18 protein-coding genes are annotated in these 24,699 nt (G+C 73.9%); 11 read left to right on the top strand and 7 right to left on the bottom strand.

Annotated features, from left to right (window positions below; translation table 11 throughout):
• Positions 1-13: 13 nt before the first annotated feature.
• Positions 14-295 carry a hypothetical protein gene (locus AC0IVP_RS18215; protein ID WP_471758382.1) on the bottom strand — a complete coding sequence of 94 codons (282 nt, stop codon included), beginning with the start codon at positions 293-295 and terminating at the stop codon, positions 14-16.
• 529 nt (positions 296-824) lie between these two features.
• Between AC0IVP_RS18215 and AC0IVP_RS18210 the strand changes: the two genes are divergently transcribed.
• From AC0IVP_RS18210 to AC0IVP_RS18185, 6 genes are all read left to right on the top strand, one after another.
• Positions 825-2,246 carry a sugar transferase gene (locus AC0IVP_RS18210; RefSeq protein ID WP_471758380.1) on the top strand — a complete coding sequence of 474 codons (1,422 nt, stop codon included), beginning with the start codon at positions 825-827 and terminating at the stop codon, positions 2,244-2,246.
• A gap of 92 nt (positions 2,247-2,338) precedes the next feature.
• Positions 2,339-3,532, top strand: a complete 1,194-nt coding sequence (locus AC0IVP_RS18205) for a DUF1972 domain-containing protein (RefSeq protein ID WP_471758378.1) — start codon at positions 2,339-2,341, stop codon at positions 3,530-3,532.
• Positions 3,529-4,311, top strand: coding sequence for a CDP-alcohol phosphatidyltransferase family protein (locus tag AC0IVP_RS18200; protein WP_471758376.1), 783 nt, complete (start codon positions 3,529-3,531; stop codon positions 4,309-4,311). Before AC0IVP_RS18205 ends, AC0IVP_RS18200 begins: the two co-directional genes overlap by 4 nt.
• Entirely contained in the window at positions 4,308-4,970 is a 663-nt protein-coding gene (locus AC0IVP_RS18195; protein WP_471758374.1) for a hypothetical protein, read from the top strand. The genes AC0IVP_RS18200 and AC0IVP_RS18195 overlap by 4 nt, the downstream gene beginning before the upstream one ends.
• Positions 4,971-5,156: 186 nt before the next feature.
• Positions 5,157-10,835: a PKD domain-containing protein gene (locus tag AC0IVP_RS18190; RefSeq protein WP_471758372.1), complete on the top strand. Its 5,679-nt coding sequence runs from the start codon at positions 5,157-5,159 to the stop codon at positions 10,833-10,835.
• Between the two features lie 219 nt (positions 10,836-11,054).
• Positions 11,055-12,179 carry a glycosyltransferase family 4 protein gene (locus tag AC0IVP_RS18185; RefSeq protein WP_471758370.1) on the top strand — a complete coding sequence of 375 codons (1,125 nt, stop codon included), beginning with the start codon at positions 11,055-11,057 and terminating at the stop codon, positions 12,177-12,179.
• Here AC0IVP_RS18185 and AC0IVP_RS18180 read toward each other — a convergent pair.
• Positions 12,125-14,338 carry a YveK family protein gene (locus AC0IVP_RS18180; RefSeq protein ID WP_471758368.1) on the bottom strand — a complete coding sequence of 738 codons (2,214 nt, stop codon included), beginning with the start codon at positions 14,336-14,338 and terminating at the stop codon, positions 12,125-12,127. The genes AC0IVP_RS18185 and AC0IVP_RS18180 overlap by 55 nt on opposite strands.
• A gap of 204 nt (positions 14,339-14,542) precedes the next feature.
• Between AC0IVP_RS18180 and AC0IVP_RS18175 the strand changes: the two genes are divergently transcribed.
• The 5 genes from AC0IVP_RS18175 to AC0IVP_RS18155 all read left to right on the top strand — a co-directional run bounded on the left by AC0IVP_RS18175 (position 14,543) and on the right by AC0IVP_RS18155 (position 19,683).
• Positions 14,543-16,306, top strand: coding sequence for a tyrosine-protein kinase domain-containing protein (locus AC0IVP_RS18175; protein ID WP_471758366.1), 1,764 nt, complete (start codon positions 14,543-14,545; stop codon positions 16,304-16,306).
• Entirely contained in the window at positions 16,303-16,932 is a 630-nt protein-coding gene (locus AC0IVP_RS18170) for an arsenate reductase/protein-tyrosine-phosphatase family protein (RefSeq protein WP_471758364.1), read from the top strand. The genes AC0IVP_RS18175 and AC0IVP_RS18170 overlap by 4 nt, the downstream gene beginning before the upstream one ends.
• 108 nt (positions 16,933-17,040) lie before the next feature.
• Positions 17,041-17,499: an FAD synthase family protein gene (locus AC0IVP_RS18165; protein ID WP_471758362.1), complete on the top strand. Its 459-nt coding sequence runs from the start codon at positions 17,041-17,043 to the stop codon at positions 17,497-17,499.
• Positions 17,474-18,874, top strand: a complete 1,401-nt coding sequence (locus AC0IVP_RS18160) for an MATE family efflux transporter (RefSeq protein WP_471758360.1) — start codon at positions 17,474-17,476, stop codon at positions 18,872-18,874. The genes AC0IVP_RS18165 and AC0IVP_RS18160 overlap by 26 nt, the downstream gene beginning before the upstream one ends.
• A 119-nt stretch (positions 18,875-18,993) precedes the next feature.
• Positions 18,994-19,683: a hypothetical protein gene (locus AC0IVP_RS18155; protein WP_471758358.1), complete on the top strand. Its 690-nt coding sequence runs from the start codon at positions 18,994-18,996 to the stop codon at positions 19,681-19,683.
• Here the strand turns inward: AC0IVP_RS18155 and AC0IVP_RS18150 are convergent.
• The 5 genes from AC0IVP_RS18150 to AC0IVP_RS18130 form a co-directional block, all read right to left on the bottom strand.
• Complete coding sequence (locus AC0IVP_RS18150) at positions 19,668-20,693, bottom strand: PHP domain-containing protein (RefSeq protein ID WP_471758356.1); 1,026 nt, start codon at positions 20,691-20,693, stop codon at positions 19,668-19,670. The genes AC0IVP_RS18155 and AC0IVP_RS18150 overlap by 16 nt on opposite strands.
• A 25-nt stretch (positions 20,694-20,718) precedes the next feature.
• Positions 20,719-21,306, bottom strand: coding sequence for a DoxX family protein (locus AC0IVP_RS18145; RefSeq protein ID WP_056294180.1), 588 nt, complete (start codon positions 21,304-21,306; stop codon positions 20,719-20,721).
• 133 nt (positions 21,307-21,439) lie between these two features.
• The gene (locus AC0IVP_RS18140; RefSeq protein ID WP_471758354.1) at positions 21,440-21,922 is read right to left on the bottom strand and encodes a hypothetical protein; all 483 of its coding nucleotides are present in this window, start codon (positions 21,920-21,922) and stop codon (positions 21,440-21,442) included.
• A 410-nt stretch (positions 21,923-22,332) separates the two neighbouring features.
• Positions 22,333-22,884 carry a hypothetical protein gene (locus tag AC0IVP_RS18135; RefSeq protein ID WP_471758352.1) on the bottom strand — a complete coding sequence of 184 codons (552 nt, stop codon included), beginning with the start codon at positions 22,882-22,884 and terminating at the stop codon, positions 22,333-22,335.
• A 105-nt stretch (positions 22,885-22,989) separates the two neighbouring features.
• Positions 22,990-24,417, bottom strand: a complete 1,428-nt coding sequence (locus tag AC0IVP_RS18130) for a bifunctional phosphatase PAP2/diacylglycerol kinase family protein (protein ID WP_162245553.1) — start codon at positions 24,415-24,417, stop codon at positions 22,990-22,992.
• Positions 24,418-24,699 lie beyond the last annotated feature (282 nt).

Genomic DNA, 24,699 nt, shown 5'->3' with positions numbered 1-24,699 from the left:
CCGCCCGGTGCGGTCAGCGGCTGCGGTCCTCCACCGACCGGCGCGGGGTGGGGAACGGCGGGCCCTGGCGCGCCGCCCGGGACAGTGCCTCGGCCTCGGGCCCCACGGCGACGAGGGCCCGTGAGCCGCAGTCCCGACAGGACTCGGTGACGCGCACGTTGGGGTCGAACCGGGGGTTGAGGTGGGCGAGGCCCGACCGGCGGTCGGCGGACCGGGTCAGGACCACGTCGGCACTGCCGCAGAGCTGGCACGGCCGGCTCGCCGAGCCCACCACGAGGAGATCGCGTCTGGACACCACCGGATCGTGGGTCGGGGTGGGGCCCGTGACAAGACGATCGGTCGCCGCGCGCGCCGCGACGCGGCTCGCTTACTCGTGTCGGGACTGTCAGTCACCGCGCTGTGCTCCTCGGTGCCGCCCGGGGACGTGGGCAACCCGGGACGGGCCCGACCGGTCCAGCGGAGCCCGATCGCCAGAACAGTGGTGCTCGATGACGCAGAGTGAGGGCGCTCAGGGGGTGTGATGAACGACGCCCCTACCGGCGAGACACCATCGGGTGGCCGAGGGGTGAACGACTTGACCAGATCGTCACGATGCGTGACGGTCCTCCTGGCGGCGTACGCAGGGGCGTTGCACTCGCAGTCGTCCGGTCTCGGGCGTCCGGCGATCACGGTGGGTGAGAGGGGTTCACGTGCTCCAACTGGTCGACGTCGGTGACTCGACGCAGTTGCTCGCACCCCCGCGGCCCGGAGGGCCCCGCACCGACGCACCCGTCGCCGGTGCCCCGCGGGAACCCGCCGCACCCCGCCCGGCCGCGAGGGTGCGGGTGGGGCAGCGCCCCGCTGCGCCCGTCCGGTCGGGCGCCGCAGCGTGGTCCCGCGGCTACCTGGCCGCCCTCGTCGCGGGCGACGTCGCGCTGGGACTCACCGGCGGGCTGCTGCTTGGTGAGACGTGGCCCGGGACGGCTGGCCCACTGGCCCGGCTCGGCCTCCTCCTCGCCCTGCTGTGGCCCCTGGCCATCTCCCTGGGTGGCGGCTACGCGGTCCGGGTGGCGGCACTGGGCCGCGAGGAGCTCACCCGCGTGCTGCACGCCGGACTGGCCTCGCTCGCCCTGATCGGCTTCGTCTCCTACGCCTTCAAGCTCGAGCTCCCCCGCCGGCTGGTGGTCGTCGTCCTCCCGGCGCTCGTGGTGGCCTCGCTGGTGCTCCGGTACGCCGCCCGGGCCCGCCTGCGCTCGCTCCGGCGCCGCGGGCGGTGTGCCAAGCGGGTCCTGCTCGTCGGCCGTGGTCCGGCCGTCCTCGGACTGGCCCAGAGGCTGGCCGCCGACCGCTCGTCCGGCCTCCTCGTGGTCGGGGCCTGCGTGACCGCGGCGGACCGGGAGCGCGTCGCCGCCGTCACCGGCAGGCCGGTCGCCGGTCTGGACGACGTCCGGGCGCTCGCCGCGGAGCTCGGCGCCGACACCGTCGCGGTGACGAGTGCCAGCGAGACCGCGGCCGAGTACCTGCGTCAGCTGTCGTGGGACCTCGAGGGGACCGGGCTGGAGCTGCTGGTCTCACCGGGCCTCATCGAGGTCGCGGGCCCGCGGCTGCACATCCGCCCCTTCGACGGCCTCCCCCTCCTGGCGGTCGAGCAGCCCCGGTTCGAGGGGTGGCGCCGGGTCGTGAAGGCGCTCGTCGACCGGGGGGCGGCCGGTCTGGCGCTCGTCGTCCTCAGCCCGCTGCTGCTCCTGCTGGCGCTGTGCGTCCGACTGGACGGGCCGGGCCCCGTGCTCTTCCGCCAGGAGCGCGTGGGCAAGGACGGCCGGTCCTTCTCGATGGTCAAGTTCCGCAGCATGGTCGTCGACGCCGAGGACCGGTTGGCCGAGCTGCGGGGGGTGAACGAGTCCGACGGGGTGCTGTTCAAGATGCGGGCCGACCCGCGGATCACCCGCAGTGGCCGGTGGCTGCGCCGGTTGTCCCTGGACGAGCTCCCCCAGCTGCTCAACGTGCTCGGGGGGTCGATGTCCCTCGTCGGGCCGCGCCCGCCACTGCCCGGCGAGGTGGCCCGCTACGACGGCTCCACCACCCGCAGGCTGCTGGTCAAGCCCGGCCTGACCGGTCTCTGGCAGATCTCCGGTCGCAGCGACCTGTCCTGGGAGGAGTCCGTCCGGCTCGACCTCCGCTACGTGGAGAACTGGTCGCTGGCCATGGACGCCTCGATCCTGTGGCGCACCGGCCGGGCGGTGCTGCGTTCCTCGGGTGCCTACTAGCCCGACCGGGTGATCCCGTCCTCCGACCAGGCGGTTTCCGGCCCTGGATGCCGAAACCTGTGACCAGAGCCCGACGACCCAGGAGGTGGGACATGCGCATCGCCATGGTGGGCACCCGAGGCGTCCCGGCCGCCTACGGCGGCTTCGAGACCTGCGTGGAAGAGGTGGGCCGTCGGCTCGCCGACCACGGTCACGAGGTGGTCGTGTACTGCCGCAACCCCGTCGGCGCCCGAGGGGCCCGACCCGACGCGCACCTCGGCATGCAGCTGGTGCACCTGCCGGCGGCCCGCAAGCGCTCGCTGGAGACCCTCTCGCACACGACCGTGTCGGTGGCGCACCTGGTCGCGCACCGCACCGACGCCGCCTTCGTCTTCAACGCGGCGAACGCGCCACTCCTCCCCGTCCTCCGGGCTGCGCGCATCCCGGTCGCCACCCACGTGGACGGCCTCGAGTGGAAGCGGACCAAGTGGAGCGGGCCCGGGAAGCGCTACTACCGCGCGGCCGAGGCCCTCGCCGTCCGGTGGTCCGACGCCCTCATCGCCGACGCGCGCGGGATCGCCGACTACTACACCGAGGAGTTCGGCGCCTCGACCGAGCTGATCACCTACGGCGCACCGGTCATCGACCCGCCGCACGACCGGTTGGCCGGACTCGGCCTCCGCCCGGGCGGCTACCACCTGGTCGTCGCCCGGTTCGAGCCGGAGAACCACGTGGCCGAGATCGTGGAGGGCTACGTGCGCAGCACTGCCTCGCAGCCGCTCGTCGTGGTGGGGCAGGCGCCCTACTCCGACGAGTACACCGCCCGGGTGCACGCCTCCGGCGACGGGCGTGTGCGCTTCCTCGGCGGCGTGTGGGACCAGGACCTGCTCGACGTCCTCTACCGGCACGCCGCCACGTACCTGCACGGCCACTCGGTGGGCGGCACCAACCCCTCGCTCCTGCGCGCCCTCGGGGCCGGGGCGGCCGTGGGCGCCTTCGACATCTCCTTCAACCGGGAGGTGCTCGGCGACGCCGGCACGTACTTCCGGGACGCCGCCGACGTCCGCGGCCTCGTCGAGGACGCGGAGCAGCACCCCGAGCAGGCCCGGGGGCGTGGTGAGCAGGCGCGCGAGCGCGCGGCCGGTTACGACTGGGACGCCGTCGCCGCCGCCTACGAGGACCTCGCCGTCCGGCTCGCCGCCCGGCAGCTGCCCCGACGGCGTCCGCCCGGTCGCCGCCTGCGGCCGGTCACCGCGCCCGCCGCACCGGCACACGCGCCGCTGGCCGGCGTCGGAGGTCGGCGATGAGCGGGCCGGGTCGGGTCGCGCCCGCCCGTCCCGCCCAGGGCGAGTCGGTGTCCGACACCGTCCGCAGGCTGTCCAGTGCGCAGAAGGGGGCCCAGGGGGCCCCGGCGTACTCCCGCTTCGTGAACCGCCCGCTGGGGCGCGTGCTCGCCGCGGTCGCCTTCCACCGCGGGCTGACGCCGGACGGCGTCACCGGGCTGAGTGCCGTGTGCACCGCGGCCGGCCTGGCGCTGGTGGCGCTCGCCCCGCACACCTGGGGCACCGGCCTGCTGGTGGCCCTCCTCCTCGTGCTCGGCTACGCACTCGACTCCGCCGACGGGCAGCTCGCCCGGCTGCGCGGGGGCGGGTCCCCGGCGGGGGAGTGGCTCGACCACGCCGTCGACTCGGCGAAGGTGGTCGCGGTCCACCTCTGCGTCCTGATCGGCCTCTACCGGACCGGCGAGCTGGCCGCGGGCTGGCTGCTGGTCCCCCTGGGCTTCGCCCTGGTGGCCGTCGTGCACTTCTCGCTCACCCTCCTCAACGAGGCGCTGCGCGCCCAGCACGGGGCCCGAACCCGCGCCGCCCGCAACGGTGAGCGGGCCAGCGTCGTCCGCTCCCTCCTGGTGGTGCCCACCGACTACGGCGTGCTCTGCCTGGTCTTCGCGCTGCTGGGGGCGACCCCGCTGTTCCTCGTGGGCTACGGGCTGCTCGCAGCCGGGACCACGGCCTACGTGTTGCTCGCCCTGCCCCGGTGGCGGCGGGAGATGGCGGCACTCGGCCGCCCCGAGAGGACGACGTCATGAGCTCCCCTGACACCCCCCGCCCCCGGCCCGGTCGTCGGGTCGTGCTGCTCGCCGGAGCGGGGCTCGTCGCCCTGCTGGTCCTGGTGGGCGTCCTGGTCGCCACCGCGGGCGACGACGACGGTTCGTCCGCCCCGGCCGCCTCGGGTGCGTCGTCGTCGGCGTCCGCCGGCACCAGCGCGCCGGTGACGCCGAGCGTCGTGCCGACGAACCCGCCCACCCCGGAGCCGAGCGGCCCGACCTCGGACGCGGCCAGCGGCCCGTCGAGCCTGGCCCCCGTCGGGCTCGACGACGAGGCCGAGGTGGGGGACGGCGTCCGTGGGCGCCTCGTGTCGGTGGAGGCCATCCAGGGCGACGGCGACGGCGTGGGCGCCATCGACGGCCCCGCGCTCAGGGTGACCGTCGAGCTGACCAACGACACCGGGTCCGACGTCTCCACCGGTGCGGTGGCGGTCGAGCTCTACACCGGTGAGGACCTCGTCCCCGCCTCCCCGCTCAACGACCCGAGCGAGTTCCCCTTCCAGGGTGTCCTGGCCCCCGGGGAGCAGGCGACGGGCGTCTACGTCTTCACCGTCGCGGAGGACGACCGCACCGACGTCACGGTCCAGGTCGGCTACCAGGCAGGCGCTCCGTACCTCGTCTTCCGTGGCGACGCCAGCTGACGAGCACGAAAGCGGTCACGCTGAGTAGTCGCTCGGGAACGGCTCGTCCGAGGCGCGGTGACCAGCACGGATTCACCCGATAGATGACCCGCACCACTCTGGTCATCCCATCGGCAGTCACGGACAGTACTCACCGAACGTCGGCGCTGCAGAGCGAGCCGACCTGTGCAGAACGAGAAGGCCCTCATGACTGCTCGACCCCTGGCGCCGGTACGCGCGCTGCTCGCCGGAGCGCTGGCGCTGCTGTTGTCCGCCGGCGTCCTCGGCACCGCCCTCGTGGGCACGGCGCAGGCCGCCGACCCCGTCGTCGCGGCCGCCCCGCGGCCCTCCACGGTCACGGCCGACCCGCTGCCCACGGTGCAGATCAACGGCATCGTGTACGCGCAGGCGGTCGCCGGCAACACGGTCTACGTGGCGGGCCGGTTCACCACCGCCCGTCCGGCCGGCGCGGCGCCGGGCACCCAGGAGGTGTCGCGCAACAACATGCTGGCGTACGACATCCGCACCGGGGTGCTGGTCAACTCCTTCAACCCCAACCTCGACGGCCAGGGGCTGACGCTCAGCGTCAGCCCGGACGGCCGCCGGGTCTACGTCGGCGGTGACTTCCGGAACGTCGGGGGTGTCGCCCGCAGCCGCATCGCGGCCTTCGACACCGCCACCGGCGCGCTGGTCAGCACCTTCGCCCCCGTCGTCACCGGCCAGGTGCAGGCGATCGCGGCGACGAACGACAAGGTGTTCATCGGCGGCAACCTGACCGCGGTCGGCAACACCAGCCGCACGCGGCTCGCCGCGGTGACGACCACCGGCGCCCTGCTGCCCTGGGCCCCCGTGCCCGGCGTGGGTGCCCCGGACTCCGGTGGCCGGACCAGCAACGCGGTCCGCGCCATGGTCCTGACCGGAGGCGGCAGCCAGGTCGTCCTCGGCGGTCACTTCTACTCCATGAACGGCAACGTCTCCCGCGGCGTCGCCGCGGTCGACGGCACGACGGGTGCGAGCCTGCCCTTCGCCATGGGCCAGACGATCACCAACGAGGGCGCCAACTCGGCGGTCTACAGCCTGTCCACCGACGGCACGTCCGTCTTCGGGACCGCCTACGACTACTACGGCCCCGGCAACCTGGAGGCCTCCTTCGCGGCCACCGTCGACGGCGGCCGCGTGGTCTGGATGAACGGCTGCCACGGCGACACCTACAGCGCCGCCCCGCACAACGGCGTGCTCTACAGCGCGGGCCACCCCCACGTGTGCGAGGCCATCGGCGACTTCCCCGAGCAGGAGCCGCGCTTCCACCAGTACTCCCTCGCGACGACGACCACCGCCACGGGCACCAACGTCGGCTGGGACTTCAACGGGCAGCCGTCCCCCCAGGTCCTCAACTGGCGCCCCGTCTTCTCGGTCGGGACCGTCTCCGGCGCCTACCAGGCCGGGTGGAGCGTGGCCGCCAGCGGCGACTACGTCCTCTACGGCGGTGAGTTCCCCCGCGTGTCCAACGTGCCCCAGCAGGGTCTGGTGCGCTTCGCCGTCCCCGCGGTCGCACCGCGCAAGATCGGCCCGAACGTCAACGAGGCGCTGACCCCGACCGTCACCTCCGTCACCCGCGGCGCCGTCCGGGTCCAGTGGAAGTCCACGTTCGACCCCGACGACGGTCTGCTCACCTACCGCGTGACCCGGGGCGACCGTCCCACGGTCCCGGTGTACGAGACCACCGTCGAGTCCGCCTGGTGGAAGCGTCCCGCCCTCGGCTTCATCGACCGCAACGTGACCCCCGGGACCCGGTACTCCTACCGCGTCACCGCCGTGGACGACGACGGCAACATCGCCACCTGGTCGACGGCCAGCGCCGTCGCCTCGGACGCGGTCCTCACCCCCTACGCCGCCACCGTGCTGGCCGACAGCCCCACGGCCTCCTGGCCGCTGGCCGGTCTGACGGGCACCGCCAGCCCGGACCAGGTCGGTCTGGCCGACGTCACCGTGGGCTCCGGGATGACCCCGGCCGACGGGTCGCCGCTGGGCACCGGCACCTCGCTGCGCGCCGACGGCACCAAGGCCGGTCGGGGCACGGTCTCCGCGACCGACGTCGCGGTCGCCGCTCCGGACACGTTCAGCCTCGAGCTGTGGTTCTCCACCACCTCGACGACGGGCGGCCGGGTCGCCGGCTACGGCAACAGCCCTGTCGGGAACAACTCCGGCTACGACCGCATGCTCTTCCTGGACAAGGGCGGCCGGCTCACCTTCGGCGTCTACACCGGGGCGACCGAGACCATCACCTCCCGTGCCGGCCTCAACGACGGCACCTGGCACCACGTCGTGGCCCAGCTGAGCCCGGCCGGACAGACGCTCTTCGTGGACGGCCTCCGCGTCGGCACCAACCCCTCGGTCACCGCGGGCCAGCCCTACGCCGGCTGGTGGCAGTTCGGCGGCGGCAGCCTGGGCGGGTGGGCCGGTGACCGGTCCACCGAGGAGTTCACCGGTCAGCTCTCGCAGGCCGCGGTCTACCCGACCGCGCTGAGCGTCGAGCGGATCCGTGCGCACTACACGGCCACCGGCCGCGTCGTCGACACCCCCGCTCGGCCGACCGACGCCTACGGCGCCGCGGTGTACGCGGACGCACCCTCCTTCGCCTGGCGCTTCCAGGACGCTGCCGGCTCGAACACGGTGGCCAACAGCGCCGACGGTGGCTACACCGGCTCCGTGCAGGGTTCGGTCGCCCGCCAGGCGCCGGGTGCCCCGATGCCCGGCGTGGTCGACCCCCGTGGCGTGGCGCTGGACGGCAGCGGCGGGTTCGTCAGCGGCTCCCAGCGCGTGAGCAACCCGACGACCTTCTCCGTCGAGACGTGGTTCAACACGACGTCCACCGACGGCGGCCGGCTCATCGGCTTCGGCAGCAACGCCGAGGGCTACAGCAGCTCCTACGACCGCATGGTCTACATGTTCGCCGACGGCCGGCTCCGCTTCGGGGTCTGGACCGGTCAGGAGCAGGTCATCGAGTCCCCCGTGGCCTACAACGACGGTGCCTGGCACCACGTCGTGGCCACCATGGGCCCGGCCGGCATGACCATGTACGTCGACGGCATCAGCATGGGGACCAACCCGAACACGTCCGTCCAGCCCTACGACGGGTACTGGCGGGTGGGTGCCGACAGCATGTGGGGCGGCGCGCGGACGAGCTCCCTCACCGGACGTCTGGACGAGGCCGCGGTCTACCCGACCCAGCTGACCCAGGCCCAGGTGGCGGCGCACTACACCGCCGCCGGCGGGACGCTGCCGACCCGGCCGGCCGATGCCTACGGCGCGGCCGTCTACGACTCCAACCCCTCCGCGTACTGGCGGATGGGTGACACCAGCGGGTCGACCGCCGCCTCGGCGGCCCCGACGGGCGGTGCCGGCGTCTACACCGGTTCGCCGTCGACGGGGGTCGCCGGCCCGCAGCTGGCCGGCGTGGCCGACAACCGCGCCGTGGGCTTCGACGGCGTGGACGACGGCCTGTACGCCAGCCGTCGGGTCAGCAACCCCGGCACGTTCTCGCAGGAGTTCTGGTTCAACACCACGACGACTGCGGGTGGGAAGCTCATCGGCTTCGGCGACCGGCAGACCGGTTACAGCAACAACTACGACCGGCACGTCTACCTGGAGCCCGACGGGCGTCTCACCTTCGGGACGTTCACCGGGGTCTCCAACCTGGTGCAGACCGCCCTGCCCTACAACGACGGGCGCTGGCACCACGTCGTGTCGACCCTCGGGGCCGACGGCATGCGCCTCTACGTCGACGGCCAGCAGATGGGCGCCAACCCGAAGGCCGGTGCCCAGGACTACGACGGGTACTGGCGGGTCGGTGGCGACACGCCGTGGTCCGGCGCGGGCTACGCGGCGGCCACGATCGACGAGGTGGCGGTCTTCGACCGCGCCCTGGACGCCCAGGAGGTCACCGGCCACTACACGGCGGCCACCGGCCCCCTGGACACCGCTCCCACCGCGGCCTTCACCTCGACGGCCACCGGCCTGACGGTCGCCTTCGACGGCCAGACGTCGGCCGACGCCGAGGGTGCGGTCCGCACCTGGGCGTGGGACTTCGGGGACGGCTCGACCGGCACCGGCTCGACGGTCTCGCACACCTACGCCGCGACCGGCACCCACGACGTCACGCTCACCGTCACGGACTCGGCCGGCCAGACCGGCCGCACGACGATGACGGTCACGGTCACGGCTCCGCCGCCCAACCAGGCGCCGACCGCCGCCTTCACCTCGGTCGTCGACGACCTGCGTGTCTCGGTGGACGCTGCCGCCAGCAGCGACGCCGACGGGACGGTCACCGGCTACGCCTGGCAGTTCGGGGACGGGTCCACCGCCACCGGGCGCACGGCGACGCACGTCTACGGCTCGGCCGGTCCCCGGACCGTCACGCTGACCGTCACCGACGACGACGGCGACTCCACCACGGTGACCCGCGAGGTCACGGTGACGGCGCCGAACCAGCCGCCGGTCGCGGCCTTCACCACCTCCGCCACCGACCTGGTGGTGGGCGTGGACGGGCGCACCTCGACCGACAGCGACGGGCAGGTCCGCTCGTGGGCGTGGGACTTCGGGGACGGCGGCACCGCCACCGGCGCCCAGGCCACGCACACCTACGCGGCGGCCGGGACGTTCGCCGTCCGGCTGACGGTCACCGACGACCGCGGCGCGACCGTCACGACCACCCAGTCCGTGACCGTCACGGTGACCCCGCCGCCCAACGCGGTGCCCACCGCCGCGTTGACGGCCTCCGTCACGGACCTGACCGCGGCGCTCGACGGCCGCACCTCCACCGACAGCGACGGGACCATCAGCACCTGGGCCTGGGACTTCGGTGACGGGACCCGCGGTTCCGGCTCCACGGTCAGCCACGCGTACGCCACGGCGGGCACCTTCGTGGTCACCCTGACCGTGACCGACGACCGGGGCGCCACGGCGACGTCGACGACCTCGGTCACGACCACCCTGCCCCCCAACGTCGCGCCGACAGCGGCCTTCACCTCCTCGGTGGCGGCACGCACGGTCACCGTCGACGGTGCCGGTTCGCGGGACACCGACGGCCGGGTCGTCGGCTGGGCCTGGGACTTCGGCAACGGGGTCACGGCGTCCACCGCGCAGGCCTCCACCACGTACGCCGCGCCGGGCACCTACACGGTGACCCTCACGGTGACCGACGACCGCGGGGGCTCGGCGTCGACGTCGGCCCAGGTGGTCGTCGCCGCACCGGCCCTGGCGTCCGACGCCTTCGGCCGGACCGTCACCAGCGGTTGGGGCCGGGCGGACGTCGGTGGTGCCTGGACGACGTCCGGGACGACCAGCGTCAGCAACGGCGCCGGCGTGCTCGCCAACACGGCGGGTCGTTCCTCGCTGGCCACGCTGTCCTCGGTGGCGTCCACGGACGTGGCGCTGCAGGTGACCCTCGCCCGGCCCACGAACCTGACGGGCGGCGGGAACTACGTCAGCCTCGCCACCCAGCGTCAGGGCAACAGCGACTACCGGGTGAAGGTCTGGTACCGGGCCGACGGCACGGTGCAGCTCATCCTGTCCCGCACCGTCTCCAACGCGGAGACGACGCTGGGCACGGTGACCCTGCCGACGTCCGTCAGCTCGGCCGGGGCGATCACGGTGCGCTTCGAGACGAGCGGGACCGGCACGACCACCCTGCGGGCCAAGGCCTGGGTGGCCGGCGCTGCCGAGCCGACCGCCTGGAGCGTGCAGGCGTCGGACAGCACCGCCGCGCTGCAGCGCGCCGGGGCGATCATGGTGCAGTCCTACGTCTCGGGCACGGCGACCGCCGAGTCGACGGTCCGGGTGGACGACCTGTGGGTGGGTGCCGCAGGGCGGACGCCGCAGGGCTGACACCCCGGGCCTGACCCCGTGGACGCAGACCCACCTCGCCGCACCGCGGCGAGGTGGGTCTCCGCGTTCCCGGGGGCCCGCGTCGACCACACTGGGCCCCCCGACGACGTGCGTCGGGGGAGGAGGAGCCCCACCGTGCGGGATCAGCGGCAGACGTCAGGGTCCGGGACGGTCCCCGGCGGGGAGGGGTCGTCCCGGAGGGGACGGCCCCGGGTCCTGGTGGTCCACCCCTCCAGTGAGCTGTACGGCTCCGACCGGGTGCTGCTCGAGTCCGCCGTGGGGCTGGCCGCGCGGGCCGACGTCCTGGTGGCCCTGCCCGAGGACGGGCCGCTGGCCCGGGAGCTCCGGGGCCGGGACATCGCGGTGACGGTGCGGTCGATGCCCGTCCTGCGCAAGGACGCGCTGCGGCCGGCCGGCCTCGCTCGGCTGGTCTGGTCGGCCCTGGTCTCGCTGCCGGGGGCTGCCCGGACGGTGTGGCGGTCCGGGCGGGACGGGGTCTACGTGAACACGGTGACGGTCCCGACGTGGCCCGTCGTGGCCCGGCTGCTGGGACGGCGGGTCACCACCCACGTGCACGAGGCGGAGAGCGCCGCCCCGCGGTGGCAGCAGCAGGCGCTGGCGGCGCCGGTGCGCCTCGCCCACCGGGTGCTGATCAACAGCGAGTTCAGCCGGTCGGTGCTGCTGGAGGCCGCTCCGGGCCTGGCCGGCCGGGTGGTCCTGGTCCCGAACGCCGTCCCCGGCCCCGCGGAGGGCGTCCCCCCACGGGAGGGGCTGTCGGACGGGCCGGTGCTCGTCTTCGTCGGCCGGCTCAGCCCCCGCAAGGGCCCGCACGTGGCGGTCGCCGTCCTGGGGGCCCTGGTCGGTCGGGGGCACGACGCGAGGCTGGAGCTGTGGGGCTCGGTCTTCCCGGGCTACGAGTGGTACGAGCAGGAGCTGCGCGAGCAGATCGCCGAGCTGGGTCTCGCCGACCGGGTGTGGTTCGCCGGTTTCCGACCCGACGTCTGGCCCGGGCTGGCCGCGGCCGACGTGGTCCTCGTGCCCTCACAGCTGGACGAGCCGTTCGGCAACACCGCGGTGGAGGCCCTGCTCGCCGCCCGGCCCCTCGTGGTGAGCGACACGAGCGGGCTCCGGGAGGCGGCGGCCGGGTACGAGAGCGCCCGCTTCGTCCCGCCCGGGGACGTCGAGGCGTGGACGGCGGCGGTGGAGGGCCTGGTGGGGGACTGGCCGCAGGTCAGGGAGGCCGCCGGTCGGGACGCGGTGCGGGCGGCGGGACGCCACTCTCCGGACGTCTACCGGCGGAGGGTCGCCGAGCTCGTGCTGGAGGACGGCGTGCGCCCCGCCTGAGCCACGCCCGGCACGGACGGGCGGTCGTCCGGGTCCGTCGCCCGGGAGCGGGCGGGCAGCAGGCACAGCCCGACGGCGAGGGCGACCTCCTGCATGTTGCTGGGCACCGGGCCGAAGGCCAGGAACCACAGCCCGTAGAGGGCGAGCAGCACCACGACGGACGGCATCCGTGCGGTGGCGAGCCCGTCGACGAGCCCGCGGACGACCAGGACCCCCATGAGGACCCCGAGCAGCAGGCCCGGGACGCCCAGCCAGACCCACAGGTCGGCGACGACCGAGTGCAGCTCGAAACCGCCGTTGGTGAGGTAGTGCTCGATGTAGCCGTCCGCGGTGGGGATGCGCAGGGCCGCGAAGCCCTGCTTGATGGAGGACACGTCGCCCCCGCTGGGGACGACGCCGAGGCCGAAGCCCGCCGGCCGGTCGGCCATCAGCTGCAGGGTGCCGGTCAGCTCGGGGCGGCCGCCCAGCAGCAGGGACCCGCTCTGGTCGACCTGCTGGCGGGAGCGTTCGGCCACGGTCTCGCCGAGGGCGCCGGACACCAGCAGTTCCGTCAGCAGGAAGTACCCGGCCGCCCCGGCAGCTCCGATGGCGACCGCGGTCCCGGTCCGGTCCAGCGGACGACGTCCCGAGCGGTGCTGCTGCCACATCACGACCGCCGCCGTGGCCAGCAGGAACGCCATCGAGCTCCGCCCGTCGTTGACGGCGCACAGGGCGCCCAGGGCCACACAGGCGCCCACGGCGGTCCAGCGGTTCCCCCGGACGTCGCACAGGGCCAGGACCACGACGGACAGCGGGAAGACCAGGAGGAACTTCACCGGGTTGACCGACGCGCCCCACTCCGGGGCCGCGCCGGCGAGCATGCCGAGCCCGAAGACCAGCGGGATCGCCCAGGACGGCATCACGTCGCGGGCCCAGCAGACCAGCGCGACGGTGCCCAGACCCCCCAGGACGAACATGGTCTGCGCCGTGAGCTGGGACGTGGACACCTCGTGGTCGGCGGCGGAGGCCATCGACAGCGCCGCGCCGCTCAGCAGCGCGAGTCCGCCGAGCGCGAGCACGGCGCGGGCGCCGCGGTAGCGGGGGAGGTGCCCCACCCAGACGGGCGCCGTGGCCAGGGCGATCAGCGCGGCCGCGTGCAGGTTGCCCGGCAGCCTGGGGTCCAGTCCGGCGACGGCGAGGGCCAGTCCCGGGACCACGGCGGCGGCCGTCGGTCGTCGGCGGTCGCCGGTGCCGTCACCCATGACGTGCCGGACGCGATCGGCCCAGTGGTCGACCAGCCGGGACAGCCGTCCGGTGCGGAGCACGACGACGACCGGTGGCGCTCCTCGGTGCACGTCGGCGGCGACGGTGTGGCCGGTCCGGACGACGAGCACGTCCCCGGCGGCGGTGGTGACCCGCTGGGGCGACCGTCCGCGACGGGGCCGGGTGGCCGTCTCCTCCGCGACGCGCCGTGCGTCGGCCGGTTCGAGGTACCAGCTCAGCCGCTCGGCGAGGTCGGTCGGCCCGGTGGCCCGGCCACCCCCGTGCCGCACGACCGGGAGCCCGTGACGGAGCAGGTCCTGACGCGACCGCACCCGCGGGCGCGCTGCCTCCACCAGGCCGAGCAGCACGGCCGTGGCCGCGCCGGCCAGCAGCCCGGTCTCCAGCGCCGTGCGTCGCGCGCCGGTGGAGGAGGGGAAGCGTGGCTCGCGGGCCGGCTCGACGACGGACAGCGTGGCCCCGCTGTCCCCGGTGACGTCCCGCACGGCGTCCTGGACGGCCTGGGAGACGGCTCCCGCCCGCTCGGCGGCGGCGTCCGGTGACGGTCCCGATGCGGACACCACCAGGAGCGAGAGGTCCCGGTCGGGGACCACGGCCGTGACCAGGTCGGAGAGGGCGCCGGCCGGGAGCCCGAGACGGTCCTCGGCCTCGGCGACCACCATCGGCGACGTCGCGAGCCGGACGATCGAGGGCAGGGTGGACCGGGCGAGCTGACCGACCTCGCCCAGGGAGGAGTCCGGCGGGACGTCGGCCGGCCCGACCAGGTAGGTGACGCTCGAGGTGTACACCGGTGCCCGACCGGAGGTCAGCCCGAGGGTGGCGAGCGCGACGAGCACCGTGACGGCGGCGATCAGCGGGAGGCGCTGGCACAGCAGGAGGACGTAGCGGCCCGTGCTCATCCTGGGCCCTCCCCCCGGTCCCGGTACCGTCATGGTGACAGCTTCCCCTCCGGGGACGGACGGTGGTCGCCGTTCGGGTGGTGCATCCCCCGAACGGGGCACGACCGGGGCCTGAGCGCGCCACTCGGGGCCCCGGTGCGACACGCTGTCCTCGACTCCCATCGGCACGGATGCCCTGGGTGAGGCGACGGAGGAGGCTCGACGGTGAGTGTCAGGGCAGCGGGACGCGTCCTCCGGCGGCGGGTGTGGTGGTTCGTCCTGCCCGCGCTGGTGGCGATCGGCCTGTCCGTCGTCGCCTCGCTGCTGACACCGCCCACCTACCGCTCCAGCGCCAGCGTCTACTTCTCCCTGCAGAGCGGCTCGACGGCCAGCGACCTGGTCCAGGGCTCGACGTACGCCCAGGGACAGGTCGCCTCCTTCGCCGCGCTCGCCACCACCCCCGTGGTCCTGCAGCCGGTGATCGACGACCTCGGACTCGGCGTGACGCCCGCCGAGCTGGCCGAGCAGGTCACCGCGGACGCCCCGGTGGACACGGTGCTGGTCGACGTCGCCGTCCTGGCGCCGACCGCTGCCGAGGCCCGGGAGACCACCGACGCCGTCGCCCGGGCGCTGGGGGACGCCGTCGAGCGGCTGGCCCCCCGCAACGCGGACGGGGACACGACCGTCCAGGCCGAGGTCGTGGCACCGGCCGCGCTCGAGGTCGACCCGGTGTCGCCCGACCTCCGGGTGGACCTCCTGGTGGGTCTGGTCGCCGGCCTGCTCCTGGGGCTGGGCGCCGCCTTCGCCCGTGACGTGCTGGACAACCGGGTGCGCGATGCCGAGGTGGTCGCCTCGGTGACCCCCCTCCCGGTCGTCGGCACGCTGGCCGAGGGCGAGTCCGGTGGCCCCCGTGTGGTCGTGGAGTCCGCGCCGCACGAGCCCCGCAGCGAGTTCTTCCGCCAGCTGCGCACCAACCTGCAGTTCCTCGACATCCCCAGCGACGACGGCCAGCGGCGGGGGATGCAGGTCGTCCTCGTCACCTCGGCGCTGCCCGGGGAGGGGAAGTCGACCGTCGCCGCCAACCTGGCCGCCGCGCTGGCCGAGACCGAGGGCGACGTCCTGCTGATCGACGCCGACCTCCGGCGGCCGTCCCAGTCGACGGTCCTGGGGATCGAGGGCGGCGTGGGTCTGAGCACCGTCCTGGTGGGACGGGTCGGGCTGGACGACGTCGTCCAGGACTGGGGCCGGTCCGGCCTGCACGTCCTCCCCTCCGGGGCGGTACCGCCCAACCCCGGTGAGCTGCTGGCGGCGCCGGCCATGCGCCAGCTGCTCGAGCAGGCCCGCCGCCGCTACTCCTACGTCGTCCTCGACAGCCCGCCCGTGCTCCCCGTCGCCGACGCCGCGATCCTGAGCAAGCTCGTGGACGGGGTGCTGGTGGTGGCGAGCGCCGTGAAGCTCCGTCGTCCCCAGCTGCACGAGGCGCTGACGTCGCTCGAGCAGGTGGGGGCCCGCACGCTGGGGGTGGCGCTCAACCGGGTCCACCGCGACACCGACGCCTACTCCTACCAGTCCGCCGTCGCGCCGGAGGCGAGGACCACCCTGGCCGGCCCGGGCCCCGGGGGTCAGTCCGTCCCCGAGCCCGACGCCGTGCGCCCCGCGGACACCGGTACCGCGGAGGGAAGCACCCCCGCGGCCACGGAGCCGACCGCCGAGCGGACCCCTGAGCCGGCTCCCGAGCCGGACCCGACCCTCGAGCCGACCCCGGAGCCCGAGGCGGCGTCCCTGCCGGTCCTGCGGTCGGAGGACCACCGCGGCACCACCAACGGCCAGCTGCTCCCGCTGACCCTGGTGCCCGGGGTGTCCACGTCCCGCGTCGGCGACCCGGCCCCACCCACCGAGGTGGAGCGGCGCACCGGCCTCGACCGCCGCTACGGGGCTTCCCGTCCGCGGACCAGCCGGGGCACCGGCCGCCGGGGGACGGGCCGATGAGCCGGCTGCCGGACGACGGGCCCGGGGGGCTGGACGTCCTGGTGCTCTGCACGGCCAACGTGTGCCGCTCACCCGCCGCCGAGGCGGTGCTGGCGGCCCGGCTGGAGGGCACGGGGCTGCGGATCGCCAGCGCCGGACTCGCCGCCCGCGCGGGCACGCCCGCGGACGAGAGGACGCAGACCCTGCTGCCGGGGTTGCTGACGGACTTCCGCGCCCAGCAGCTGACCCCCGCCCTCATGACCTCTGCGCGGCTGGTGCTGACCATGACGCGGCAGCACCGCACCGCAGCCGTGACGCTCGCGCCGGCAGCGGTGCGGCGGACCTTCACCCTGACCGAGTTCGCCGACCTCGCCGCCCTCGTCGACGCCGACGGGGCACTGCCCACCGACCCGGTCGACCGTCTCGGCGTCCTGGTGGCCCGTGCCCCGAGGCTGCGCGGAGCCCGCGCGGCGGTCGACGCGGCACGCCCGGACGAGATCGCCGACCCCTACCGACTGGACGCGGGGCCGTACCGGACGGTCATCGCCGAGGTGGTGTCGGCGAGCGAGGAGATCGGCAGGCGGGTGCTGGGCGCCGGCCTCCCGTCGCCGAGGACGGCCGGCGAGGGCTCGCTGCTGCATTTGTGACCCACAGTGAGTGGATGACTCACCCTTCCGGGTGTTCTCCCTACTCGGGGACACTCTCCGTCACCGCGAGCCCGTTATCGTGGTGCCGACTTCGACCAGAGGACTGACGTGACCGTCATCGGCTATGCCCCGGGTGCCTACGACCTGTTCCACATCGGACACCTGAACGTGCTCCGGCACGCTGCCGACCACTGCGACCACCTGATCGCCGGCGTGGTCAGCGACGAGATGCTCCTCCGCGCCAAGGGGCGTGCTCCGGTGATCCCGCTGGCCGAGCGCATGGAGATCGTCGGGGCTCTGAGCTGCGTCGACGCGGTGCACGCCGAGGTCGTCCCCGACAAGGTCGACACGTGGCAGGAACTGCGCTTCGACGTCCTGTTCAAGGGCGACGACTGGCGGGGCACGCCCAAGGGCGAGCAGCTCGAGCGCGACTTCGACGCGGTCGGGGTCCGGGTGCACTACTTCCCGTACACGATGCACACCTCGAGCACCCTCCTCCGCAAGGCCCTCAGCGCCATCGACGCGCAGGAGCCGGTGGGTCGTGTCGCCCGAGCCCTCACGAACTGACCCCAGCAGCGGCGGCAGCCCGGCGGTGACGGTCGAGGCCGCGCCGTCCCCGCCGCAGGGCGCGGACGACAGCCGTCAGGTCCGTCGGGCCATGCTGGTCAGCGGCGGCGCCCGACTGCTCGTGCTGCCGGTGTCGGCGCTGCTGGGCATCGTCGTCACCAGGATCGTCATCGAGTCCTACGGCACCGCGGCCTTCGCCCAGTACGGCCTGCTGGTGGGCATCGCCGCGTTGCTGCCCTTCGCCGACCTGGGGCTCTCCGCCGCCGTCGTCCGGGCGGTCTCCACGAGCGAGGACCCGGCTGGGGACCCGCACGTCCGCGCGGTGTTCGTCAGCACGATCCGCGTCCTCGTGCTCTCCGCCGCGGTGATGACGGGCCTCGTGCTGGTCGTCCTGGCGGCGGGTGGCTGGCCCGCCCTGATGGGCACGGGCCTGCTGGAGGGCTCCGGCCCCATGGCGGCCACCATCTGCCTGGTCCTCATCGCGGTGACCCTGCCGATCGGTTTCGGGCAACGGCTGCTCACCGGGCTGGGACGCAACCACGTCGCGGTGCTCATCGCCGGCCTGCAGACCCCGCTCGTCCTGGCCGGCCTGCTCCTGCTCGTGTGGTCGGGTCTCCCCGCGGGGCCCTACGTCGCGGTGCTCGCCTACATCGCGTCGGCGGTGCTGGCCCTGGCCTGCACCGTCTACGCCGCGCGCCTGATCCGGCCGGTGGTCGGCGAGGCGGTGCGCGAGGCGTTCCGGCTGCGGACGGTCCGCGGGGCGCGTGTCTTCGACGTGGCCGGACCGATGCTGGTGCTGATGGTCGCCACGCCCCTGGCCATGCAGAGCGACCGGTTGGTGCTGAGCCACCGCAGCACCACCGACGTGCTCGCCGAGTACAACCTGGCGGCCCAGGTCTTCACCCCCATCTGGGCGGTCGTCAGCGCGGCCGGGATCACCCTGTGGCCGGTCTACCAGCGGCGGCGAGCCCGAGGTGACGACAGCTCGCCGTGGGGCATGGGCCTGGCCTTCGGTGCGGCGGCGTTGGCGGCCGGCCTCGTGATGGCGGTCGCGATGCCCCTGCTGTCCGAGGTGGCCACCGGTGGGCAGATCACCGTCGGCGGCGGTCTGGTGGCCGCGTTCGTCGTGCTGATGACACTGCAGGGCCTCAAGTTCCCGGCCGGCATGTTCCTCAGCGACCCGGCCGGGCTCCGGTTCCAGGCGGTCACCTCCGTGGTCTTCCTCCCGGTCAACGTGGCCATCTCCTGGTTCGCGGCTCCGACGCTGGGCGCGGCCGGTGTGGTCGTCGGCTCTGTCGTGTACGTGCTCACCAGCCAGGTGCTCGCCAACGCCTGGTACCTGCGGCGGCTGCGGGCCCGGAGCGCGCACGCCTGATCCGGGGGGTCCGCCGCTCGTCCGGGTGACCCCTGGCGTGGCGACGGCGGTCGTGGGGCCGGCCGGGCGGTACACATGGTGGCGTGACCCTCGCTCCTGCACGGCCCACACGCATCCGCGTGCCCGTACCGGGCTGGGCGTGGCGGCTGGGCGGTCTGGTCGTGGCCCTGGAGGTCCTCGGCTGGGCGTTGCGCGTCGGCCAAGCACCCCGCTGGTTGTCCCGGCCGCTGTCGATGGAACTCCCGTGGTCGGCCCCTCGGCTGCTGATCGCTGCGGTGTTCCTGGCGGCCGCCGTGGCGGCGGGCGCGGGCGCGGTGCGGCTGTCCGGTCGCCGGACCTGGTGGTCGGCGGTGGCGGCGATGGCCGCGCTCATCGCCGTCGTGAAGGCCGGCAGCACTCTGCACAAGGCGGCGTTGGAGGCAGTCGACGGTTACGCGCACCCCGTTCGCGCCCTGCTCGTCTTCGGGACCGCCGCCGTGCTGGGGCTGTGCTGGTTGTACTGGCTGAGCCGCGACGAGCGCCGTGACCGGCGACGGGTGCTGGCCTGGGCGGGTCTCTACGCGTTCGCCGCGGTGGCCCTGTCCACGGTGTCGGCGGCCGTCGAGGGCGCGCTCGGTCACGACTCCGCCGTCGTGGCGACGGCGGCCCTGGTCGAGGAGGCGACGGAAGGCGTCGCGGCGGTGGGCTTCCTGCTCGCGGTGCTGCTGGGTGTGGCACCCAGGCTCGTCCTGCCGGCCGACTGGCCGTTCCGTCGCCCGGAGGACGCCGGGAGCCCGGTCGCCCGCGACCTGTCTCAGCCGGGGAGCTGATCCGCCGTCCGGGTGTTGACCACCCGGTCCGCCGTGATGCCCACCTGCGCGGCCCGCTCGCACCCGGCGTCCTGCCAGTCGAGCTGACCGGGCGCGTGCGCGTCGGTGTCGATGGAGAAGTCGCAGCCGATGTCGGCGGCGAGCTGCAGCAGCCGCATCGGCGGGTCCAGCCGCTCGGGGCGTGAGTTGATCTCGACCGCGGTGCCGTTCTCGAGGCACGCGGTGAAGACGGCTTCGGCGTCGAAGTCGCTCTCCGGCCGGGGCCGCTGCTTCTTGCCGCCGGCCTGCTCCCGCTCCACCAGGAGACGGCCGGTGCAGTGCCCGAGGACGTCGGTGTGCGGGTTGGCGACGGCGGCCAGCATCCGCTCGGTCATCTGGGCCCGGGTGGCCCGCAGCTCGGAGTGCACGCTGGCCACGACGACGTCCAAGCGTCCCAGCAGCTCGTCGGACTGGTCGAGGGAGCCGTCGCTGAGGATGTCGCACTCGATGCCGGTGAGGATGCGGAAGGGCGCCAGCTCCTCGTTGAGCTCGGCGACGACGTCCAGCTGGCGGCTGAGCCGCTCCGCGGTCAGGCCGTTGGCGACGGTGAGCCGGGGGGAGTGGTCGGTCAGCGCCAGGTAGTCGTGCCCGATGTCCCGGGCGGCCTCGGCCATCTCGCGGATGGGGCTGCCGCCGTCGGACCAGTCCGAGTGGCTGTGCAGGTCGCCCCGGAGCGCGGCCCGCAGCTCGCCGGCGGCGCCGGTGAGCGGCTGCACGGCGTGCCGCTCCTCCAGGTCGCTGAGGTAGGCGGGCACGTCGCCGGCCTGCGCCTCGACGATGACGGCAGCCGTCTTGTCGCCGATGCCCTTGAGGTCCTTGAGGGTCCTGGTCCGCACCCGGCGGGCGATCTCGGCGTCGTCCAGACCGTCGACGACGGTGGCGGCGGTGCGGAACGCCTTCACCCGGTAGGACGGCTCGCGGGCGCGCTCCAGGAGGAAGGCGATCCTCCGGAGCGCGCCCGCGGGTGTCATGGCCGTGCTGATCGGTGCGGGGTGCTCAGAGGCCCGCGGACTTCTTGGCCTTCCTGGCCTGCTTCACGATCTTCTTCTGGGTCTTGCCGCGGCTGGCCTTCTTCTGGGCCTTCTCCGCCTTCTTCTGGGCCTTCTCGAACTTGGCCTCGGCCTTGGAGATGGCCTTGTCGCTGGCGCGACGGACCCGCCAGCTCGCGGAGGGCTTGCCCTCGGTGTCGACGGCGGCGATCAGCAGCCCGCCCAGCAGGCCGGCGTTCTTGAGGAAGTGCGCCTGGTTGGAGAACTTCTTCTCGTCGTCGCTGTCCTCCCAGAAGCGGTGGCCGGCCAGCGTCGTGGGCACGATCGAGCCGGCGAGGGCGAGCGCGGACAGCCGGGGGAAGACGCCCAGGGCGAACAGGGCGCCGGCACCGACCTTGATCCCGGCGTCGACCTTCACCCACTGCTCGACGTCCTTGGGGACCTCGATCGGGAGCTGCTTGTCGGCCTGGTCGGCGATCTGGCCCACGATCTTGCGGGCTCCGGGGACCCGGCTCTGCGGGTTGCGCAGCGTGCTGATGCCCCCGTACACGAACGAGGCGGCGAGCAGGGGCCGAGCGATCCGGCGGACCAACATGGGGGTACCTCTTCCTTCGACGACGTCAGCGCGTTCTGTGCCCCCTCGTGCAGCGGGGCAACCCTGATCGCGACCGTAGTGAGCTGTGGCCCGCGGCGCCTGGGGAGCAGGGTGCCGCCGGGGCCGTCCGCGCTCAGTCGTACGGGTTCGTCAGGACGGCACCGGCCTCCAGGACCGCGAACGTCACATCGGGTCCGTCGGTGGTCGTCGTGCCCGGGACGGCGACCTGGGCGCCGCCGTCCACGCTGAAGGTGCCGCCCCAGGTCACGGTGAGGTTCGCCGTGTACGTGCCCGACGAGTAGGAGTGCGTGACCGTCTGCGCCGGGTGGGGCGCCCCCGGGTCGCTGGTGGTCAGGTCGGTGCCGTCCCCGGTGTGCCAGGTGAACGTCTGCGCGCCCGCCACGATGACCACGGCGAAGCCCCGGATGTCGACGGTGAACGTCTGCTGCGTCGGGCTGTCGGTGAAGAACACGACCGGGAGCCCGACCAGCGCGTTGCCGGGTGGCTGCTGGCGCGTCGTCAGCTGGGGGAGCGGCAGGGTCTGGAAGTAGCGGAAGACCTCGTCGGGTGACGGAGGTGGGTTGAGTGCGGTGACGTCGACGCAGGCGATGTCCACCGTGCCCCAGCCCCCATAGGGGGTGCCGCCTTGGGCGTCGGGAGCTGGGGGCAGTCCCCCCACAGGGGTGCCGTCCGCTTGAGCGAGTCGTTGTCGTTGGATCACGTAGGCACTCACGACTTGGCCGGGCGGCGACTGGCAAACAACGGCTCCTCGGTTGCAAGCGCCCGAGTTCGCGTCTGTAAGCGCGCATTGGGTGAGTAGGCGCCACTGGTAAAGCCGAGGACCTGGCGGGGCCGCGTTAGTGGCAACGTAGACACCTGCGCTCGGTCCGGTGACGTCTTCCGCGCCCACCGTCGCCGCACCGTTGCTGAGCTCTGTTGTGACGCAATTGAGTGATCGGCACTCCGCCTGAGCCGCTGGCGCGCTACTCATCCCCCACAGCGCGAGGCTAAGCAGCAACGCGGGCGCTAGTTGACGTCCCATTGCGCGAACACCCACGAGTGTGTCGAGTTTGACCAGGTGAGAATGGCACCACAAGATAGTTCCGATGCGGGTGCGCTGAGGTCCGCTCGCTCCGTACCGCTTGAGTCGCGTACGTGAAGCTCTGCCTGCTGTATCGAGAAGGCCCCTTCGGCCACATCGCCTTCAACGGTCGTTGAGACGAAGTCCGTAGTGACTTGCCCTCCCTCGTACGACAAGGCTGCCGACGCGTCTTCTCGAATGTTTGAGATTAGCTCGTCGCATGTGGCACATGACTGGCTAAACTGCTCCATGTAATCCGCGTTCAGGGCCATTTGGGCGTCGTTGTAGATGTCCATGTAATACCGGATGAAGGCCTCGGCTCCCGCGGGCGTTCGCTCCCGAGCCTCCACTGGCATCGGCAGGTCAGCCGGCCCCAGCGGCTCCAGCTCCGCGGAGCTCTCCGCCCCCTCCGATGCGGTCGGGAGGGTGTCGTTGGCCGGCGTCTCCGCGGTACACCCGCTCACCAGCACCGCCCCGACTACAGCGACCAGCAGCACCCGCAGACCTCTTACCCGCATCCCACGCCCCCGAGCCGACCGACAGTGCGCGGGAGTCTATGCAGGTCAGGGCCTCGTCACGAACCTCGCTGTGGACGGGGCCCGTCAGCGACTGCAGTACACGGTCAGCTGCTGACGCTTGGTGAAGACGAACTCGGTCTGCGCGGCACCGGTCTCGCCGTCGTAGGCCACCGTGAGCGGGCCGGACCGCGACTGCACCCGCAGCTCACGCACCTGGAACTGCGCGTAGGACCGGCTGTGCTCGCTGGCCCCCAGCAGGGTCGCCAACACCGCCCGGCTGCGGCCGAAGCGCAGGTCGGCCCGCAGGTACTGGACGTCCAGGAGCCCGTCGGCCAGTGAGGGGCGCCAGGCGGGGGACAGTCCGCGCGGGGTGTAGACGCCGTTGCCCACGAAGAGGATCCACACCGACACCTCCCGGCCGTCGACGACGAGCCGCACGGGGTGCCCGGTGCGCAGCACCTGACCGGCGGCCACGGTCATCGCCAGCCACTTGCCCATCCGTCCGGACAGGCGGTCCCGGCGCCGCACCATCTCCGGGTAGCTGCCGATGCTGGCGGTGTTGAGGAACGGGGTGCCGTTCACGGTGGCCACGTCCACCTGGACGCCGTCGCCGGCCTCGACGGCGGCCGCCGCCTCGACGGGGGTTGCCACGCCGACGTCGCGGGCGAAGTGGTTGAGCGTCCCGGCCGGCAGCACGGCCAGGGGCAGCCGGTGCTCGAGGGCGACCGCAGCGGCCGCGGCGACGCTGCCGTCGCCGCCGGCCACGCCCAGGGCCCGCGCGCCGTCCCGAACGGCCTGCTGGAGCACGTCGGTCACCGACTCCTGCGGCGTGATGTCCCGCACCACGGCCCGCGGCAGCAGGGAGGCGATGTCACTGGCCGGGTCGTAGTCCTCCCGCCCGGAGCGCGGGTTCACCGCGATGACCATGCCCTCGCCGCCGGGCAGCGGGGGAGCGTCGAACGCCGTCCGCACCCGGGCCGGCTCGGTCGGGCGGACCCGCCACCAGTGCTGGCTGGCCGCGGCGATCGCCCCGCCGACGGCGAGACCGGCGACGACGTCACCCGGGTAGTGCACGCCCACGTGCACCCGGGAGTAGCCCACGCCCAGCGCCACCGGCGCGACCAGCGCCCCGGCCCACGGGCTCTCCAGGGCGACCCCGGTGGCGAACGCCGCCGCCGACGCCGAGTGCCCGCTCGGGAAGGACAGCGTGTGCGGTGCGCGGTCGAGCGCCCGGGACGACGCGACCGCGTCCAGGTCGGGCCGCACCCGCCCGAACACCCGCTTGAGGACGACGTTCACCAGCGCGCTGGACACCGCCATCGACCCCAGCCCGCGGACCGCGGCCCGGCGCGGTGCGCCCTTCTTCCAGCCCAGCAGCAGACCGACGACCAGCCACAGCTTCCCGTGGTCGGCGAACTCCGACAACCGGCGCAGCCAGCCGTCCACGCGGGTGGTGGGCAGCCGGCGCACACGGGCCTGCAGCCGGGCGTCGAGCAGACGGGGGGAGGGCACGGGGTCCGACGCTACGACCCGCATCCCCCCGTGGGGTGAGACGCCCTCCAGGTCAGGGGTGCTGCCGGTCGATGGACGGGGTGACGACGACGGAGCTCCACCGTCACCACACGAACCACCACACGAGGGACTGACACGACGTGCGCACCAGGGTCCGACTCCTCCCACTGCTCGCCGCCACGCTGATCGGCGCCACCGCCACGGCGGGCCCGGCGCTGGCCGAGGACCCGGTCAGCCCGACCACGGACCAGACCGCGCCCGACCCCTCGACCCCCACCCCGC

The sequence above is a fragment of the Klenkia sp. AC732 genome, from assembly GCF_979256525.1.
The sequence above is the reverse complement of the archived record's forward strand: the minus strand, read 5'-3'. Positions and strand labels throughout refer to the sequence as shown.